The 18512-nt window shown below is 32.4% G+C and carries 19 protein-coding genes; 11 read left to right on the top strand and 8 right to left on the bottom strand.

The features are described from left to right. The first annotated feature begins 37 nt into the window (after positions 1-37). Genes ACX6U0_RS05600 through ACX6U0_RS05585 form a run of 4 tightly spaced genes read left to right on the top strand, consistent with a single transcriptional unit; the run spans position 38 to position 2833 of the window. On the top strand, positions 38-586 hold the full coding sequence (locus ACX6U0_RS05600; protein WP_464958994.1) for an RNA polymerase sigma factor: 549 nt from the start codon (positions 38-40) through the stop codon (positions 584-586). Next, the gene (locus ACX6U0_RS05595) at positions 583-1047 is read left to right on the top strand and encodes a hypothetical protein (protein ID WP_464958993.1); all 465 of its coding nucleotides are present in this window, start codon (positions 583-585) and stop codon (positions 1045-1047) included. The genes ACX6U0_RS05600 and ACX6U0_RS05595 overlap by 4 nt, the downstream gene beginning before the upstream one ends. A 14-nt stretch (positions 1048-1061) precedes the next feature. Continuing rightward, a complete protein-coding gene (locus ACX6U0_RS05590) occupies positions 1062-1508 on the top strand; it encodes a hypothetical protein (protein WP_464958992.1) in 447 nt (148 codons plus the stop codon). After that, positions 1505-2833, top strand: coding sequence for a DUF4097 family beta strand repeat-containing protein (locus ACX6U0_RS05585; RefSeq protein WP_464958991.1), 1329 nt, complete (start codon positions 1505-1507; stop codon positions 2831-2833). The genes ACX6U0_RS05590 and ACX6U0_RS05585 overlap by 4 nt, the downstream gene beginning before the upstream one ends. Positions 2834-2892: 59 nt before the next feature. Here the strand turns inward: ACX6U0_RS05585 and ACX6U0_RS05580 are convergent, their stop codons facing one another. Genes ACX6U0_RS05580 through ACX6U0_RS05570 form a run of 3 tightly spaced genes read right to left on the bottom strand, consistent with a single transcriptional unit; the run spans position 2893 to position 5461 of the window. Further along, complete coding sequence (locus ACX6U0_RS05580) at positions 2893-3819, bottom strand: metal ABC transporter substrate-binding protein (protein WP_464958990.1); 927 nt, start codon at positions 3817-3819, stop codon at positions 2893-2895. A 20-nt stretch (positions 3820-3839) separates the two neighbouring features. Further along, positions 3840-4715 (bottom strand): metal ABC transporter permease, encoded by an 876-nt coding sequence (locus tag ACX6U0_RS05575; protein WP_464958989.1) that lies wholly within the window; start codon positions 4713-4715, stop codon positions 3840-3842. Continuing rightward, complete coding sequence (locus tag ACX6U0_RS05570) at positions 4712-5461, bottom strand: metal ABC transporter ATP-binding protein (protein WP_464958988.1); 750 nt, start codon at positions 5459-5461, stop codon at positions 4712-4714. Before ACX6U0_RS05570 ends, ACX6U0_RS05575 begins: the two co-directional genes overlap by 4 nt. 498 nt (positions 5462-5959) lie before the next feature. On the opposite strand from ACX6U0_RS05570, the gene ACX6U0_RS05565 reads away from it, so the two are divergent. Next, positions 5960-6526: a GNAT family N-acetyltransferase gene (locus ACX6U0_RS05565; protein ID WP_464958987.1), complete on the top strand. Its 567-nt coding sequence runs from the start codon at positions 5960-5962 to the stop codon at positions 6524-6526. A gap of 21 nt (positions 6527-6547) precedes the next feature. Here ACX6U0_RS05565 and ACX6U0_RS05560 read toward each other — a convergent pair whose 3' ends face one another. From ACX6U0_RS05560 to ACX6U0_RS05550, 3 genes are all read right to left on the bottom strand, one after another. Beyond that, positions 6548-7213 carry a DUF2642 domain-containing protein gene (locus ACX6U0_RS05560; RefSeq protein ID WP_464958986.1) on the bottom strand — a complete coding sequence of 222 codons (666 nt, stop codon included), beginning with the start codon at positions 7211-7213 and terminating at the stop codon, positions 6548-6550. A gap of 35 nt (positions 7214-7248) precedes the next feature. Continuing rightward, on the bottom strand, positions 7249-8607 hold the full coding sequence (locus ACX6U0_RS05555) for an arsenic transporter (RefSeq protein WP_464958985.1): 1359 nt from the start codon (positions 8605-8607) through the stop codon (positions 7249-7251). A 264-nt stretch (positions 8608-8871) separates the two neighbouring features. Continuing rightward, entirely contained in the window at positions 8872-9204 is a 333-nt protein-coding gene (locus tag ACX6U0_RS05550) for a DUF1904 family protein (RefSeq protein ID WP_464958984.1), read from the bottom strand. Positions 9205-10043: 839 nt separating this feature from the next. Between ACX6U0_RS05550 and qoxA the strand changes: the two genes are divergently transcribed. The 4 genes from qoxA to qoxD are packed head-to-tail and all read left to right on the top strand — an operon-like array spanning position 10044 to position 13768. Then, positions 10044-10955, top strand: coding sequence for a cytochrome aa3 quinol oxidase subunit II (gene qoxA, locus ACX6U0_RS05545; RefSeq protein WP_464958983.1), 912 nt, complete (start codon positions 10044-10046; stop codon positions 10953-10955). After that, entirely contained in the window at positions 10955-12922 is a 1968-nt protein-coding gene (gene qoxB, locus ACX6U0_RS05540) for a cytochrome aa3 quinol oxidase subunit I (RefSeq protein WP_464958982.1), read from the top strand. Before qoxA ends, qoxB begins: the two co-directional genes overlap by 1 nt. Next, positions 12900-13490 (top strand): cytochrome c oxidase subunit 3, encoded by a 591-nt coding sequence (locus ACX6U0_RS05535; protein ID WP_464958981.1) that lies wholly within the window; start codon positions 12900-12902, stop codon positions 13488-13490. The genes qoxB and ACX6U0_RS05535 overlap by 23 nt, the downstream gene beginning before the upstream one ends. Continuing rightward, a complete protein-coding gene (gene qoxD, locus ACX6U0_RS05530) occupies positions 13487-13768 on the top strand; it encodes a cytochrome aa3 quinol oxidase subunit IV (RefSeq protein ID WP_464958980.1) in 282 nt (93 codons plus the stop codon). Before ACX6U0_RS05535 ends, qoxD begins: the two co-directional genes overlap by 4 nt. 45 nt (positions 13769-13813) lie before the next feature. Here qoxD and ACX6U0_RS05525 read toward each other — a convergent pair whose 3' ends face one another. Further along, positions 13814-15031, bottom strand: coding sequence for an MFS transporter (locus tag ACX6U0_RS05525; protein ID WP_464958979.1), 1218 nt, complete (start codon positions 15029-15031; stop codon positions 13814-13816). Positions 15032-15175: 144 nt separating this feature from the next. Between ACX6U0_RS05525 and ACX6U0_RS05520 the strand changes: the two genes are divergently transcribed. Both ACX6U0_RS05520 and ACX6U0_RS05515 read left to right on the top strand, forming a co-directional pair. After that, complete coding sequence (locus ACX6U0_RS05520) at positions 15176-15850, top strand: DNA alkylation repair protein (protein ID WP_464958978.1); 675 nt, start codon at positions 15176-15178, stop codon at positions 15848-15850. Between the two features lie 415 nt (positions 15851-16265). Continuing rightward, positions 16266-17480 carry a D-alanyl-D-alanine carboxypeptidase family protein gene (locus tag ACX6U0_RS05515; RefSeq protein ID WP_464958977.1) on the top strand — a complete coding sequence of 405 codons (1215 nt, stop codon included), beginning with the start codon at positions 16266-16268 and terminating at the stop codon, positions 17478-17480. 20 nt (positions 17481-17500) lie between these two features. On the opposite strand, the gene ACX6U0_RS05510 is transcribed toward ACX6U0_RS05515, so the two are convergent. Continuing rightward, entirely contained in the window at positions 17501-18508 is a 1008-nt protein-coding gene (locus ACX6U0_RS05510; protein WP_464958976.1) for an anion permease, read from the bottom strand. Between the last annotated feature and the right edge of the window lie 4 nt (positions 18509-18512).

Here is an 18512-nt window from a genome sequence, read left to right as displayed (position 1 = left end):
TCGTCTAATGTTATGTAGAGGAAAAGAGGTGATACAAATGGAGTCAGATGAGCAATTAGTAGAAAGTATATTAAAAGGCAATCAACAACAATATAGAGAACTAATCCTGAGGTACCAGTCTCGCGTATTAGCAGTAGCCTTAAAAGTTACAAATAATCGAAAAGACGCAGAAGATATCTCACAAGAAGTCTTTCTCCAATTGTATCGTTCCCTCGGAAACTTTAACGGAGATTCTAGTTTTTCAACTTGGATATATCGAATAACGATGAACAAAGCGATTGACTATAAACGAAAACAAGATAGGCAACTCGAACAAGAACCAGAGGATCTTATTGCATCATTACCTGAAACGAATAGTTTATCGCCTGAAGAAGCGTTATTAAAAAATCTAGATAAAGAACTAATTCATTCATATTTAATAGAATTGCCACCAGCTTATCGAGATGTATTAAAGTTATATTATTTTGATGAACTGTCTTATAGTGAGATTTCGATGAAATTAAATGTTGCAGTGAAAACAGTTGAATCTCGTTTGTATCGAGCCAAACGTTTAATAAAAGACAAGCATAGAGGAGGGATTATTTGAAACACTTAACAACTGAACAAATTATTTCTTATCAATTAAAAGAGTTATCAAACAAAGAATCTCAACTTCTAGAACAGCATTTAGAGAGCTGCTTAGCATGTCAAAATGAATTAATCTTAATTGGCGAGCTCCATGAAGAATGGATGAAGCCGACAAATTTAGTGCTCTCAGATGAATTGCTTGATGAAATAATGATAAAAACAGAAGAAGTGAAAACTGAGCAACATTCAAAACAAAATCATAAAAGCCATTCAAACTCTAAAATTGTACGACTAGTTCATTTATCGCTTGCAGCAGCAGCAACGTTTTTGTTTTTCCATTTTCAATTAGAAAAGCAAATTACTAAATCTAATCAACAAGTCGTTCAAACAATTGAACAAACATCTAATTTATTAGAAAAAAGTGAAAAAATGAAAATAAATTTCACCATACCTAAAATTTGGAAAGGAATGAGTAAATAGTGGAGGAAAAAACTTTGAAAAAACGTAAAATGGGGGTTTATATTTTATCCTTTATACCAGGACTAGGACATTTCTATTTAGGATTAATGCAACGTGGATTGCAATTCATGCTACTTTTATTTGGAGCTATTTTTATGACACATTTGGTTGAAATGTTTGCATTCTTTATTCCAATCATTGTGTTTTATAGTTATTTTGATGCACTACAATATCATAGTAAGTATCGTGAAAATGAAGAACTAATTGATGAGCCAGTATTTAAACAAAATATAATAAGAGTAAATAAAGCAGTAATTGCTTGGATTTTTATCGGGTTTGGTGGTTTATCTTTATTGGAAAACTCAGCAGATTATTTACAATTGAGTATCGATTTTAATATTTTATATAAAATCATTGTGAGTGCAGTATTTGTGATTATCGGGATCAGAATTTTAATGGGAAAACCTAAGGAGGAAGTATGAGGAATTGGAAAGTCGGCTCTTTAACCGCAGGAATCCTATTAATAGCAATTGGATTACTTTATTTTCTTCAGAATTTTATTTCTCTTCCATATACAAAAATACTTCTCAATGCATGGCCGATTGCTTGCATTTTATTAGGCATCGAGATTTTAGCCTTTCATTTCATTAGAAAAGAAGAATCGCTTAGATTTAGTTGGTTAAGTATCATATTATTAATTTTCGTAGTGTTTGCATCAATTGCTTTTAATTTCGGTCATATTGCAATAAAGCAGCTAGGAATTAGTGTAAACTCTAAAACTGTTGATATAAATGAAGAGCAGAACATTTCCAATGATATAAACGAAATTATCATTGACGCACCGGATGGAAAAGTAAATGTAGTTGGTACAAATTCACAAGTTTTAAAAGTAAACGGTAATATGAGGATACCAACTGACAAGAAAAAGGATCAGAATAGCCAACTTGCAGATTACTTCTCTATTAAAACAATCGGACAAAAATTATATGTAAAATGTAAGGAAGAAGAATTTTCTGTGATAACATTTCATGATTCGGAGGCAGAGTTAAACATAGAACTTCCGAAAAACATAAGTACAAAGATAAACGTTGATAATGGATCGGTTGATATTCAAAATAAATCAAATAAAACAGAAGTTGAAATTGATGATGGGGAAATGAAAATTGAAGACATTTCTGGATACTTAATTGCTAATGCAAATAATGGATCAATTTCTGTACAAAATGCGGAGTTAAGTGATAACAGTAAAATAACTACTGATGATGGTGTTGTTGATATTGAAGACATTAAAGGAAAACTAGATGTAAAAGTAGCAAATGGATCAATTTCAGTAAATAAAGCAAATGTAACAGAAGATAGTCAAGTTACGACTGAAGATGGCAATGTTTCAATCGTGAATATTGTTGGATCTATTGATATGACATCGAGTCAAGGAACAATCACGCTTAGCCAAGCAAACTTAAAGGATCGAAGTAAAATTAAGACAGAGGACGGAAATATTGATATAGATGATTTTATTGGTGAACTATATGCCCAAACAAGTAATGGTTCAATTACAATAGACGAAGCTAATTTAATTGGTAATAGTCAGGTTACCTCAGAAGATGGTAATATTCAAATAAACATGAAGGAACAACCTGATATTACAATTAAGGCAGAAAAAGAAGATGGTACTTTCAATGGGAATATAGGGTGGAAATCTAATAAAAATGAAGACGAAAACCGAAAACAAACAATCACTTTAGGTGAAGGTACAAATCAATTATCTTTAAAAACATCAAATGGAAATATAACTGTTAATAAATGATAGATAATTAGGTTTTAGATTCATAACAAAACCCCCAAGCATATAGCTTGGGGGTAATTTTATTTGTTTAACGCCTCAATAATTGTTTTTGTATTCCATTCCATCATTTTATAATAAGTGTCGCCTTCTTCACCGGGTTTACCTAATGAATCAGTAAAAACTGTACCTACGATTGGGGCACCAGTTTCTCTAGAAACTGTTTCCATGCTTCTTGGGTCGACACTTGTTTCCACAAACAATACAGGAACTTTTTTAGCGTTGATTAAATCTACTACATTTTTTATTTGGCTTGGAGTACCTTGACCTTCAGAGTTGATCTCCCAAATATAACCAGACTGTAAATTGTATGCTTTACTAAAATATTTGAAAGCTCCTTCACTTGTAATGAGGAATCTTTTTTCCTCAGGAATTTTATTTAATGCTGTAATTGTTTCAGAATGAAGTTTTTCAAGCTTTGCAATATATTCGTTTGCATTTGATTGATAGTAGTCTTTATTCTTCGGGTCCTCTTTTATTAAACCATCTCGTATATTTTTGGCATAGATAATTCCATTTTGAATATCTAGCCAAGCATGTGGGTCTGTTTCACCTTCAAGTCCATTTGATTCTAAGTAAATAGGTGTTACGTTTTTACTAACCATATAAACTGGTGAATTCTTATCAGATTTATTTGAGCTTTTTAATAGTTTTTTAAACCATGAATTTCCTTCCTCTAAGTTTAATCCATTATAAAATACGATATCAGCATCAGTTGTTTTCATTAAATCCTTAGGAAGTGGATCATATTCATGAGGATTTGAACCCACTGGCGCTAAGCTATGAATCTCAACCTTGTCTCCACCAATATTTTTGACAATGTCATAAATAATTGAATAAGTAGTCACAACTTGTAGTTTTTCCTTACCGTTATTCGTGTCCTTTCCACAAGCTGTAAATGCTAGAAGGAAAATTAGAAGTAATGGTAAAAATAATTTTTTAATTTTCAAGACTGATTCCTCCTTTTTGATTACTTATCCATCGATAAATTTGTTTTATTTTTTCTTGCTTTCATTAGCTTCCAAATTAACCCTTGTGAAGGAGAGAAGAAGAAAGCCATTGCAAATAAAAATGCTGCTACAAGTACAATTGTTGCACCAGATGCTAGATTATAGGTAAAACTAAAGTAAAGTCCAATGACTGAGCAAATAACACCGATTGAAGCTGATAAGTAAATCATGACCCAAAGACGGTTTGTTAATAGATAGGCGGTTGCAGCGGGTGTAATTAACATCGCAACAACTAGGATGATTCCAACAGTTTGTAGTGATGCAACTGTAACTAGTGTAAGAAGCACCATTAAACCATATTGAATCCATTTGATTGGCAGGCCATAACTTTGAGCCATTGTTGGATCAAAAGTTGAAACAAGTAATTCCTTATAAAATAAGTAGACAAGACTTACCACAACAATCCCAATACAGATCGTAATCCACATATCAGATGAACGAACAGATAGTACATTACCAAATAAAATGTGGTACAAGTCTGCACTGCTCTTCATAAATGTAACTAGTATAATCCCAACAGCAAACACTGAAGTAAACATAATCCCAATTGCCATATCATGTTTTATTCGGCTGTTTTGACTAACAAATCCAATGCCAATTGCCGTTAGTAAACCAGTTGCAACGGCTCCAATAAAAAAGTTAAATCCTAACATATAAGAAATTGCTACGCCCGGTAATACCGCATGAGATATTGCATCTCCAATCAATGCCATCCCTCGTAGGACGATAAAACATCCAATTACTCCACAAATAATTCCTACAATAACCGATGTGAGTAAAGCCTTTTGTAAGAAATCATATTGCATAATGGCTTCAATAAAATTTAAAACGCTCATGATAAACTTACCTTTGCCCTTTCTTTAACATAAAATGTTTGGTTAGAATATGCTTTTGAAATCACTTCTGGATCAAGTACTTCGTTTACAGTTCCATATTCTACTAGACTACGATTCAGTAATAGTAAATCATCAAAATACATTTCTGCTTTACTTAAATCATGGTGTACAACAATAATTGTTTTCCCAGAATTTCTAAGTTCTTTTAAAATTTTGATAATTGTTTCTTCACTTGACATATCAATTCCGACAAATGGTTCATCTAAAAATAAGATGTCAGTATTTTGTGCTAATGCTCTTGCTAAGAATACTCGTTGCTGTTGACCACCTGAAAGTTCACCTATTTGACGATTTTTAAAACTTTCCATTCCAACTTTTTTTAAGCATTCAACAGCCCAATCTTTATCTTCTTTTTTAGGTTTCTTAAAAAATCCAAGGTTAGGATAAGTACCTAGTAAAACAACATCTAATACAGTGATTGGAAAATCCCAATCAATATCACTTCTTTGTGGGACATAGGCAACAAATTTTCTGAAATTGCGTATCGACTGACCAAAAATATTAATAAGCCCAGTATCTCTAGGAATTAATTCAAGAATCGCTTTCATTAATGTAGATTTTCCGGCACCATTTGGACCGATAATTCCAACTAATTTTCCTTTTTCCACTTCGAAGGAAACATTTTGAATAACTTGATTTCCTTGGTAGGAAACGTAAAGATCTTTTATAACTAATGCTTTATTCACTATAAAATCCCCCTTTTTTGACCTCGTCTATCTATTTTGCACTAATGCAACTTTTTGAGTAAAAAAATTTGTCCTTATAAAAATAATGTTGATAAGAAGAATATATTCGATTAAGAAAAAAACATGCGTAAAAAGTTGCGTTAAGGAAACTTTTTTATGTTTAATGAAATTTTAATTGTTATTTATGACTTTGTAAAGCAATTAAATTCATAATGAACCATAATTTTAGTTTAATAGGTTACTACACTTAAAGTTTAAATATATTTTAGCTTGAATCAGGTTAGGATCATCTATTACAATTTATACAATTAGAATATTCTAAATTAAAAAACTAATCTTTTTTTAATCTATAAAGAATCATATGAGAATCAGAATCAAAATGTGCTTAAAGGTTTTTAAAAACTAAGTATTAGACCTTGGCTAATATTGATATTAGCTTTTTCTACATATTTTTTATTTTGTTATTAGATTAAAATGTAAGATAAAGGGGACTGCTATTTGTATAGAGAAAATAATCTTGTCATTCGTCCAATTATAGAAGAAGACTTAAAGAGACTTTGGGAATTAATGTATAAAGAAAATTCTCCTGAGTGGAAAAAGTGGGATGCACCATATTTCGAGCATAAAGCAAAAACATATAATGAATATTATTCAACAAGGTCAGACGAGCTGAATCAAGACACAAAATGGGCTATTGTAATTGATGGGAAAGTAATAGGTACTGTTAGTTATTATTGGGAGCATAAACCTTCTAATTGGCTCGAAATGGGAATAGGGATATATGATTCGGATTACTGGAGTGGTGGGGTAGGAACAAGAGCACTTCGACTTTGGATCAATCACTTATTTGATACAATGCCCCTTGTTAGAGTAGGATACACAACTTGGTCTGGTAATTACCGAATGATGAAAGTCGGAGAAAAACTAGGAATGACCTTAGAAGCAAGATTGAGGAAATGTAGATATTACGATGGGGAATACTATGATTCTATTCGAATGGGAATTTTAAGAGAAGAGTGGGAAGAATTTGTAAAAAATGAAGCAATAAAAAAAGAGTCAACGTAAGGTTGACTCTTTTGATTTATTTTAAGGCAAGTGTACCGATTTTATATGAGAAAGTTTCAAATGGACAACCTCACCACTAGCTACAAATAGTTTGATGATATTATTTTCTACTTTATTTAATAGACCGATCTTCATCGGGTCAGTCCCACCATCAAATACGACAAGTTTTCCTTCTTCTTTTCGAAGCTGGTTATCAAAAGAACGATGTGATGAAGTATTAGAGGGATTTACAGGTAGACTTTCATTCGAAAGATTATAGGGAATCACTCTATGATTGTATGGAGTGATCCATTTTAAATGGGAGAGTGAGATATACATTGTTTTAAAGACAGGCGAGTAAAAAACAAGATAATCACTTAAAACGCTTATAATATAACCATGAAAAGTAATATTTCCAGTCACGTAAATTTCAGAAAAAATCCCTTTAGCATTTATTAAAATCTTTCTATAAGAGATTGATTCTAATTCCTCACCAATTGAAGGTTCAATTGGTTCTTCAATTTTTTCTTTTAAATTTGGACTTAGATACATCATATGAACATGCATCCAAGGGATGTAGTAATATTTCATACCATTAAATATCACTATTACATCTTGACCCAAATCTGTTAATATTCCTTCGAAAATTTGGTCTCCGGATAATTTTACTGTAACTTTTTTCCCAAGCAATGTTGCAACATCACTCATGATAATCTCCTCCTAGAGGTAAAAACGAAATTCTTTTAATGTGCGAAGATTAATTGTACCCAATAAAATAATAGAAACAGTGTTACAAGTGTAGTAATAGGGATAACAATTATTGTAACGCTTATATAATCCTTCCATTTTACTTTAATTTTATTTTGTTTGAGAATATGCATCCAAATTAATGATGCAAGTGTACCAATCGGTAATAATAATGAGCCCATATCACTTCCGATTATATTAGCGAGATAGATTGTTTTTAATGTAACTGGATCTAGACCCATTTCTGTTAAGGTAATTGTGCCAATCATTAGCGCTGGGTGATTATTGAATAAATTTGATAAGAATGAAACTAAGCCACCCATAATAAAACTTGCTTGGAATAATCCCTGGTTGACAATCGGTTCACAAATGCTGACTAAAAATGATGTTAGACCGGCATTATGCAGACCATATATGATGACGTACATGGAGAAAGCAAACAGTAAAATTTGCCAAGGTGTCTTTTTTAGAATATCGATTGGGTTTGTGCGTAAATGGTACCATCTCCAAATTAATAGAATGAGTGAACCTAGTACAGCTACAATCTCTATTGGGATTGACAGAAAGGATGCAACAAATAATAGACATCTCATCAAAAATACAAAAGCTAGTACTTTTAACATAAATTTTGTACGTTTTCTTTTTGTCTCAACCGAGATTTTGCCTTTTAGTGGATGGAAATTTTTGATGAAAAATGATTCTTCGATATCATCTGTTGAAGTTGGTAGATTGTCGGGTAATTTATGTTTTAAGACTAGATACATAATAAAAGACATAAATAGTAAGCCTAAAGTTGCAGGTACAAACATCATCGCTGTATGCATGTAAAGGGTCATGTGTACAATTTTCAATGCGATTAAATTGACGATATTACTAACTCCGATTGGAGCACTTGAAGCGGTAGCGATTAATGCACCACTAAGTAGATAAGGAATTTGTTGATGTGGTTTCAGTCGAAGGTTTTTTAATAAAAGGATTAATATAGGAGTAGTTATTAAAATGCTTCCATCATTATTAAATAGTAATGTCATCAAAAAACATAATAATTGTATATACCAATATAGTCTGTGTCCTGAACCTTTTGCTAAGGTTGCTAATCTTGCAGCAGACCAATGAAAAAAACCGAAGCTTTCTAAAATAACCGCCATAACAATTGTTGCAATGATGGTAATTGATGCTCCGCCAATTTTACTAATGATATCAAGTAGGTCATTACCAGTTACAATTCCTGTTGCTAAAATGATCAACGCTCCAATTGTTGCAGGCCATGCTTCATTCATTCCTTTTGGCCTCCAAAATATGACTGCCATCGTCATGATAAATACAAAAGCAGTCACTACAATTTCATAATTCATTTTTATTCACCTTTCTTTACTCGGTAGTTTTGTTTTGACACCTACTTGTCCGATTAATATACTAATATTCAATTTTAGCAATCTGGTACTTAGTTACTTGTCTAATTTTCAAAGATTGTATGTTTGTCCAGATAGTATAAATACCTCATAAAGATACATGTCTATTGTGTGAAATGCCTAGAAAAACTGTAAAAAACACAAAAACCAGACTAGTCAGATAGGCTAGTCTGGTTTTTGATGATTTTATATCGAAATACTATTTAATTAATCAAAACATCTTTTTCCGTTTACATAGTAACTGTCTTCCCGAAATGTAGAAAATGCAATTTCAAATTCAGGTATTTTTAAAGTTTGGATATATTTTGCGATAGCTGCTGAAAAAAGATCTCTCGTTTCTAGACCTCTTTCAAACCATTTTACTTCAATAAATGGGAAAGTTTCTATGACTTTACCATCGAATATTGAAGTAGAATGAAGACATTCAAGAATAAAGTTATCGGTTCCACACTCACATATTTCTGCTAATTCATCTACTAAAGGTTTGCTAATTTGGCAAATATCATCTACGTTAAATCCTCTAAATAATAGTTGGGGCATAGTCATACTCCTTATTTTTTATATTGAATTCATTATAACGAAAAAAAGTAATGAAAAGCTAATGCTTTAAATGAAATTGTATTTTGTGGTGTCTAGATCGAAACAAAATTGCCCGCAGGAGTTTGGATTTTCTTCAGTTATCGACACTGTGTTAATTGAATATACAAAATCAATCTCTATATAAAAGTAGATTTATAAAAGAAAAAACATAATTGCTATTGATAATCATTTTCAATTATGTTATTCTAATCTCGTAAAGAAGTTTTAAGTATAAGCCATTGTTTTTTTATGTTCTTAGATTGGATTCAAATTTTGGATCCAATCCTAGAGCCCCCCAAACCCTATAGAAGAGGAAAATGTGCTAGGACATCTATTTTCCTCTTCACCCTATATGCCTGTACAAAAACGCAGATAATCTGCGTTTTTTTTATTTGCAGAATTTTAAGTTCGATTTTGAAGAAAAGTCATCATCATTAAATTTGTCTAAATATTATACTAATTTATTGTTTTTAAGCTCTTAAACTTTAGAATAAAAATTTAATGTGAATCTAATATTTGTCTAAAATGTGAACGTTGTGAAAAAGGTAACATAATGGTTGAACACTTGATATATATAGGATTAAGAAGGTTTTCGTTGAAAGGAAATATGTCTAAAATGTGAACTCTTATTTTTTAGGTTTAAATTGCTAATTAATTGTTTGTTTTTTTATTTAAAGTATTTTACTATAACTGTGGATATTGTTTGTCATTACAGTGACAATTTATAAACATACTTAATTAGAATTCTATTTTAGAATCGTTTTTGAACTTTTACTTAATTTAGAGGAAGGAAGAATGAAATGAAAAAATTTCTAATGAGCATCATGGTTATGATGGTTGCGGTCATTATGGGTGCTTGTGAAAAAATAGCCGTTCTTGATCCAAAAGGACCTGTTGCAAAAACACAAGCAGATACAATTATTTTTTCGATGTTGATGATGTTAGGGGTATTATTAGTCGTTTATATTCTATTTATTGTCATTATTAATAAATATCGTGCTAGTAAACTACCAGAAGATTATGAGCCTCCTCATGAAGAAGGAAGTAAGTGGCTTGAAATTATTTGGACAGTTATTCCAGTCGTAATCGTAACTATCTTATCAGTTGTAACCGTTAAAACTACAACGGCTGTAGAGTCGGTACCAAAAGGACATGAAAATGATAAAACACTTGTCATTTATGCTAGTTCATCAAACTGGAAATGGCACTTCTCATATCCAGAACAAGGAATTGAAACAGTCAACTATGTGAATATTCCTACAAACAGACATGTAGAATTCCGTTTATATTCTTTCGGACCAATCACAAGTTTCTGGGTACCACAACTAGGTGGTCAAAAATATGCAATGAGTGATATGGTTACAAAATTGAATTTTGTTGCTTCTAGTGAAGGTTCATTCATAGGGAAAAATAGTAACTTCAATGGAGAAGGCTTTGCTGGGATGGAATTCGAAGTATTAGCAATGAGCGATAATGAATTTAATAGCTGGGTTACTGATGTAAAGGAAACAGCACCTGCGCTAACAGAAAAAGAGTTTGATAAATTACTAGAAATAGAACATTTAGGTAGAAAAACATATACTTCTACTCATTTAGAATTTAGACCAGCTCCAGAAGGTGAAAATGCTGGCCATCATCATGGTTCATCAGATAGTGAAAGTGGTACACATGACCACCACGAGATGGATATGGACATGGAGGGGGATAAATAATGGGTTTCAAATGGGATCACTTTTTTGTAACAGGTGAACCAATGATCTATGGAGCAATGGTGAGTATTGTTTTAGTATCACTTGCTATTGTAATTGGTTTAACCAAATTTAAAAAATGGGGTTATTTATGGACTGAATGGTTAACAACAGTTGATCATAAGCGTATTGGTGTTATGTATATATTATGTGCACTATTAATGCTATTCCGTGGTGGAGTTGATGCATTATTAATGCGAGCTCAACTTGCGGGTCCAGATTTAAAAATTTTAGATGCTCAACATTATAATGAGATTTTTACAACACATGGTCTTATTATGATTCTTTTTATGGCAATGCCGTTCATTATCGGTTTAATGAACATTGTGATTCCTCTACAAATTGGGGCAAGAGACGTAGCATTTCCATATTTAAATGCAGTTAGCTTTTGGTTATTCTTTGCCGGAGCAATGTTATTAAATGTAAGTTTCATCATCGGTGGTTCACCAGATGCAGGTTGGACAGCATATTTCCCATTAGCGGGTAAAGAATTTAGCCCTGGTGTTGGAAATAACTATTATGCAATTGCACTTCAAATAGCTGGTTTAGGTACATTAATGACCGGTATTAACTTTATTGTAACAATCTTAAAAATGCGTGCACCAGGTATGACATTAATGAAAATGCCAATGTTTACTTGGAGTATCTTAATCACAAACGTTATTATTTTATTCGCATTCCCAGTATTAACAGTGGCTCTTGCTTTGATGATGTTTGATCGTATGTTTGGAGCTCAATTCTTTACAATGGCGAATGGCGGAATGGATATGCTTTGGGCGAACTTGTTCTGGATTTGGGGACATCCTGAAGTATATATCGTAATTCTTCCAGCATTCGGTATTTATAGTGAAATTATTTCAACCTTCTCTAGAAAAAATCTATATGGATACAAGAGCATGGTTGTTAGTATGATAGCAATTTCAGCGTTAAGCTTCGTTGTATGGGTTCACCATTTCTATACAATGGGTCAAGGCGCAATGGTTAATGGTTTCTTTAGTATTACAACAATGGCAATTAGTATACCTACGGGTGTGAAAATATTTAACTGGCTGTTCACAATGAGAAAAGGTAAAATCGAGTTTACTGTTCCGATGTTATACGCATTAGCCTTTATTCCAATCTTTACAATTGGTGGGGTAACGGGCGTTATGCTTGCAATGGCAAGTGCGGATTATCAATATCATAATACGATGTTCCTAGTAGCGCATTTCCATTATGTATTAATCCCAGGTACTGTATTTGCGGTAATTGCTGGATTCTACTATTGGTTCCCAAAAGTATTTGGATTTAAATTAGATGAAAAAATCGGTAAGATTACGTTCTGGTTTATTACGATTAGCTTTAACGTTACATTCTTCCCATTATTCATATTAGGATTAAAGGGTATGACTCGTCGTACGTTTACTTATAGTGCAGAGTCAGGTTTTGGTCCATTAAATCTAGTTGCAACAATCGGCTCAGTTGGATTAGCAATCGGATTTATCTTACTTGTTTACAATATTTATTACAGTGTACGTTATGCACCAAGAGAAACAAACGGAGATCCATGGAATGCTAGAACATTAGAATGGTCTACAAGTAGTCCAATCGCTCCTTATAATTTTGCTGTTATTCCAACAATCGATTCATTAGATCCATTCTGGAAGAGCAAGAAAGAAGGTACATCTCTCCTAAAAGGTGAGATCAAAGATATTCACATGCCAAGTAATAGTGGGATACCGTTTATTTTAGGTGCTGCGTTTATGGCATTTGGTTTCTTCTTAATATTTGAGTGGTGGGTACCAACAATTATCTTCTCAATTCCAATATTGATTTGCTTAATAGCTCGTTCATTCCAACGAGATCATGGATTCCACATTCATAAAGAAGAAGTAATAGAAACAGAGAAAAAATTACGAGGTGATCAATATGAAGAGCAAGCCTCTGTATAGTTTAGGTGAAGAAAGTTCTAACCGTATTTTAGGTTTTTGGTTATTTCTTGGAGCAGAAATTGCTTTATTCGGTACACTATTTGCCGTTTATTTAACATTAGCAAACAATACTGGTTCTGCACCGACACAAAAAGAATTATTTGAAATGAATGGTGTGATGATCGAAACTTTCGCACTATTAACGAGTAGTTTTACAATTGGGTTAGTTGTTAATGCCATTAAACTAAACCATAAAAAGGCATTTATGAGTTTCTTAATCATTACTTTAGCATTAGGTGCACTTTTCCTAGGTGTTGAGATCATGGAATTTTTCACTTATGTACATGAAGGAGCAACTCTTCAAAGTAGTGGGGCACTATCTAGTTTATTTGTTCTATTAGGAACGCACGGTGCTCACGTTACGTTCGGTATGTTCTGGGGAATTGCAATTTTAATTCAGACATATCGTGAAGGAATTACAGAAACTACAGCAAATAAAACATTTATTTACTCGTTATACTGGCATTTCTTAGACGTAGTTTGGATCTTTATCTTTAGCTTTGTTTATGTGAAAGGACTGATTGGATGAGTGCTCTATTTCCAAAGCAACAAGTGGTTGGCTTCATCCAATCACTTGTGCTAACAATCATTGCATTAAGCGTATATTTTTTAGACATTCCTTATCGAATTTCATTAATCATTTTAATCGTAACCGCATTATTACAAGGTGGATTACAATTGATTGTTTTCATGCATATGGGTGAAAATGAAGATAAGTCTGTACTATATCTTAATTTAGGTTATGCTATATTTGTAGCCGTAACAATCGTATTTGGTACACTTTGGACATTGCTCTGGGGTTGGTAAGAAAAGTAAAAAAGCTCTTCTTTTATAGAAGAGCTTTTTTGCATATTAATTTGTTATTTTTTTCTCGTTGTCATTAGGAAGCATAAATGCTACTAATCCTAGTAAAGGTAAGTAACTACATAAATTCATTACGAAGTTCAAGCTTGTTGCATCTGCAATAACACCTAGTAAAACAGCACCTAATGCACCCATACCAAACGCTAATCCAACAATTAATCCACTAACTAACCCTACTTTACCAGGTACAAGTTCCTGAGCATATACTACGATGACACTGAACGAACTTGAACTGATGATTCCAATTAAAAATAGTATTGGAATGACTGCAATTAACGAAATATGAGGAAGTAAAAGTGCTAATGGGAAGGTCCCGACTAAAGAAAATAATATCATATTACGTTTTCCAAATCGATCAGCTAAAGTTCCTCCAATAAATGTACCAATTACACCAGAAATCATAAAAATAAATAAATATAATTGCGTACTTTTAATTGATAAACCATAGCTTTTAATTAAGTAAAATTGATAATAATTACCGATTCCTGCAGAATACCAAGAACGAGCAAAAGTAATAAAAATTAGTAGGATAATTGCAAATTTAACAGCTTTCGTAATAGAAGTACCTTCAGTTTTGATTTGAGCTTTACTCTTTTTGGGAATAAAGTTTTCATTTAACTTATTTCGATACCACATTGATACATAAATTAATACGCATATACCAATACCAGCCAAAATAGTAAACCATGCAGCACCTTTTTGACCAAGTGGTACAAATATTAATGCTGTAAAAATAGGAGCAAGAGAATTGCCCGTATTCCCACCTACTTGATAAATGGCTTGTGATAACCCTCTCTTGGAACCAGAAGCTAAATAAGCTACTTTAGAACCTTCTGGATGGAAAATAGCAGAACCAAGCCCAATTAATAAAACCGATAATAATACGAAAATTAAATTTGGTGCAAATGCTAAACAAAGCATACCAATTAAGCTAGAAGCCATACCAATCGGAAGTAAAAACGGCGAAGGTTTTCGATCAGAAAATATCCCAAATACGGGTTGCATAACTGAAGAAGTCATATTAAGAACGAAGGCAATGAAACCAATCTCTGTATAGGTTAGGTTCATTGTCTTTTCTAATATCGGAAAAATGGCTGGGACTACAGCTTGCATAGAATCATTTAATAAATGACCTAAACTGATTGCAAATAAAATTTGATACATAGTAGATTGACTAACAACATTTGTCTTAACTGCTGGTTGCATTTTAACCCTCCTTTCGTCTGAAATAATCATAAACTAATCTTCATAAAATTAACACAATTTTGCATTCGGTAACTTCCATTCAATATGATGTCACATTATAATAGAAGGAATGAAAGCGGTGACAAACGGTATAAGGAGATAAAGATGGAAAAATATACGAGGGATATAAAAAATTATATACACGAGCACAAAAATGATATCAATCGACCAGCTATGGAAGCTTATATGAAACATAACTTTCTATTTCTAGGTATTAAAGCACCTGAAAGGGTCCAATTAACAAAGCAATTTATAAAAATGAACGGGGATCCAACTGACCTGAATATAATTCGAGAGATTTGGGAATTAGAGGGCAGAGAATTTCAATATATTGCTTTGGCCTTACTCGACCGCCAATATAAAAAAGCAGAAAAAGAACGAATTATATTTTATGAAGGTTTAGTTGTAGATAAATCATGGTGGGATACTGTTGATACACTAGCAGGAAGGTTAATTTGTTTTCATTTTCTAAAATATCCTGAGTTAATTGAAGAATATGCAGAGAAATGGATTCAATCTGAAAATCTGTGGTTAAATAGAGTTGCTATTCTTTTTCAGATGAAATTTAAGGAAAAAACTGATCAAGAAAGACTATTTAGATACTGTCAATTAATGTCTCATTCAAAAGAGTTTTTTATTCAAAAAGCAATTGGATGGGCTTTACGAGAGTACTCATACATTAATAGTGATGCTGTTGAACATTTTATTCAAAACACAGATTTAGCACCATTAAGTAAAAGAGAAGGCATGAAGAATATTGATAAATTAAGGAAACAATAATCTGTCGATTTTCCGGGAAATATCTTAATAAGGTAATTTCTTTTTGTTCAGTTAAAAGATTATTGCTTATTAAATTTGAAACTAAAAATTAAGAATGAATTAATTACATCGGAAAGTACTAGACTCCAGTGATATATGCTTGAAGGCTTAGACCCCTAGGCTTGTCGAGGAGGTTCAACTTAACCCCGCGGAAAGGGAGCGAGCTGGAGTTAATGAACTAACACATTTTTATATTACAAAAGTATATACGAAAACAGCTTAATTTACTTTTGTAGGATTTGTATAATCGACAATTTACTTAATGGCATTTACTAAAATAACGTTACTAAAGTCAGGTTGAGTCAAGTGAAAGAAAAAGTTATAATAAATTCATTCTTGAGATGAATACAAATTAAAGGGAATTTAGGGAGAAAAGATGAAATTGAGATTATTAAAAGTTATAAAGTGTAGTCTCTGTATTTTGTTACTAAGTTGTTTTTCCATTCAAAAAAATGCTGGGGCTCAGGAAATTAATTTATTTAGTGATAAAGCGATAACAATCCTTGCTGATACTGGAGAAGTAATTTATGATAAGAACGCTAATATAACTGATTTTCCGGCGAGTACTACAAAGGTATTGACTGCAATTCTTATGATGGATCATTTGAAGGAAAATGAAGCAATAACGATGTCCGCAAGAAGTTTGCAGGAAGAGAAGAGTAATTCGCAAATTCTTTTTTCTGAAGGAGAAAAGCTGGATCGTAATACCGCATTAAAGACAATGATGATTTTGAGCGCAAATGATTTAGCCTATGCAATAGGTGAAACAGTTGCGGGAGATATGAATTCATTCGTAAAAATGATGAATGATAGAGCCAAGAAAATTGGGGCTAACCATACTCATTTTACAAATCCAAATGGATTGCATAACGATCAGCATTACACAACTGCATATGATTTAGCCTTAATTGCGAAAGAAGCTTTAAAATATCCTTTAATTATTAAAGCCATGGGTACAAAAGAAGCACATATTACGACTTCCAAACAAATGAATATGTATATATTCAATAGAGGGAAGATGTTTACAAATCCGTATTTCTTAGCTGGAAAAACTGGGTATACAAATACGTCTAGAAATACGTTAATTGAAATTGATCAAAAAGATGGTCAAAAAATTATTAATATATTACTGCGGTCATCAAAGCCGGAATATTTAAATGATATTAAATTATTAGATGCTTATGCTTTTCCGCGAATTTATAAAAAGGTTGTTATGAAAGAAAGTGAATGGAAAAAAGAAATAACAATTAAAGACGATGTAATTGAAACAAAAATAAGTGAAGATTTATCGTTTTTAACTGCAAAAAATCCAAATACGAAATACGAAGTTAGTGTAAAAGAAGTTAATGGACTAGCCACTGATTATAAGAAAAATGGTTTTCATAAAAGTCAAAAAATTGGAAAAGTTGAAGTTTGGTCTGATGGGAAATTAGTAAAAAAGACAGACTTATTAACTGCAAAATCATACGACCGGCCAACATTTTTCACCTTAAACACAATATTAGTTGCAGGAATTATTATTATCTTTTTATCAATCGTAATATTTACAAGACCAAGAAGGAAAAGAGTATATATAAAAAGTCGAACGTAATATTACGTTCGACTTTTTTATTATAAGAACAAATTAAGTATTTGATAAAATATTGCGGCAACAGTAGCTGAAATTGGAATTGTTATAACCCAAGTGATTACCATTCGTTTTGCTGTGCCCCAGTTTACATCTTTGACACGTTGAGCTGAACCAACACCCATAATAGATGAAGAAATAACATGTGTCGTACTTACTGGTAAATGTAAAGCTGTAAATGTGAAAATAATTGCTGCAGAAGATAAATCAGCTGCTGCCCCATTGATCGGACGAATCTTCATAATCTTACCGCCAACAGTTTTAATGATTTTCCAACCACCTACTGATGTTCCTACAGCCATTGCTGTAGCACAGGCAATTCGTACCCATAAAGGAACATCTGAGTTAGCTCCAACCTCGTTAGATGCGATTAACGCAATCATGATAATCCCCATTGCTTTTTGCGCATCATTTGTACCATGTGTGAATGATTGTAATGCAGCAGTGAAAATTTGAACAATCCTAAATCCTTTATTTGTTTTAGCAAGGTTTGAACGTTTGAAAATAAAAGCTAATACTGTCATAACAATAAATCCTATTGTAATTGCAATAACTGGTGAAATTAATAGAGCTTGGATAATTTTTACGAAACCTTGTGCTTCAATTGCTCCAAAACCTTTTGCTGAAATAGCCGCACCTGCTACTGCACCAATAATTGCGTGAGAAGAACTACTTGGAATTCCATAATACCATGTTAATAAATTCCAAAATATTCCACCCAATAATGCTGCTATCACGACTACTAGTCCATTTGTACCTTCAATCGTTACAGGATCTACGATTCCAGTTGTAATTGTTTTAGCAACACCTGTGAAAGTAATTGCACCGATAAAGTTCATACCAGCAGCTAACAAAATAGCTGTTCTAGGCTTTAGTGCTTTTGTCGATACTGATGTAGCAATTGCATTTGCTGTGTCATGGAAACCATTAATAAAATCAAAGGCTAATGCAAAGATGACAACTAGTACCGTAAGTAAAAATAAGTGTTCCATATTA

The organism is Gottfriedia sp. ABJ_BB2_2, from assembly GCF_055484705.1.
Note: the sequence above shows the minus strand (reverse complement) of the source record. Positions and strands in the feature narration are given on the sequence as shown.

Bases quoted from the DNA above. Each gene is read 5' to 3' on its own strand.
- ACX6U0_RS05600 (WP_464958994.1), top strand. From the start codon at position 38: ATGGAGTCAGATGAGCAATTAGTAGAAAGTATATTAAAAGGCAATCAA.
- ACX6U0_RS05585 (WP_464958991.1), top strand. From the start codon at position 1,505: ATGAGGAATTGGAAAGTCGGCTCTTTAACCGCAGGAATCCTATTAATA.
- ACX6U0_RS05575 (WP_464958989.1), bottom strand. From the start codon at position 4,715: ATGAGCGTTTTAAATTTTATTGAAGCCATTATGCAATATGATTTCTTA.
- ACX6U0_RS05560 (WP_464958986.1), bottom strand. From the start codon at position 7,213: ATGAGTGATGTTGCAACATTGCTTGGGAAAAAAGTTACAGTAAAATTA.
- ACX6U0_RS05555 (WP_464958985.1), bottom strand. From the start codon at position 8,607: ATGAATTATGAAATTGTAGTGACTGCTTTTGTATTTATCATGACGATG.
- ACX6U0_RS05550 (WP_464958984.1), bottom strand. From the start codon at position 9,204: ATGCCCCAACTATTATTTAGAGGATTTAACGTAGATGATATTTGCCAA.
- qoxA (WP_464958983.1), top strand. From the start codon at position 10,044: ATGAAAAAATTTCTAATGAGCATCATGGTTATGATGGTTGCGGTCATT.
- qoxB (WP_464958982.1), top strand. From the start codon at position 10,955: ATGGGTTTCAAATGGGATCACTTTTTTGTAACAGGTGAACCAATGATC.
- ACX6U0_RS05535 (WP_464958981.1), top strand. From the start codon at position 12,900: ATGAAGAGCAAGCCTCTGTATAGTTTAGGTGAAGAAAGTTCTAACCGT.
- qoxD (WP_464958980.1), top strand. From the start codon at position 13,487: ATGAGTGCTCTATTTCCAAAGCAACAAGTGGTTGGCTTCATCCAATCA.
- ACX6U0_RS05525 (WP_464958979.1), bottom strand. From the start codon at position 15,031: ATGCAACCAGCAGTTAAGACAAATGTTGTTAGTCAATCTACTATGTAT.
- ACX6U0_RS05520 (WP_464958978.1), top strand. From the start codon at position 15,176: ATGGAAAAATATACGAGGGATATAAAAAATTATATACACGAGCACAAA.
- ACX6U0_RS05515 (WP_464958977.1), top strand. From the start codon at position 16,266: ATGAAATTGAGATTATTAAAAGTTATAAAGTGTAGTCTCTGTATTTTG.
- ACX6U0_RS05510 (WP_464958976.1), bottom strand. From the start codon at position 18,508: ATGGAACACTTATTTTTACTTACGGTACTAGTTGTCATCTTTGCATTA.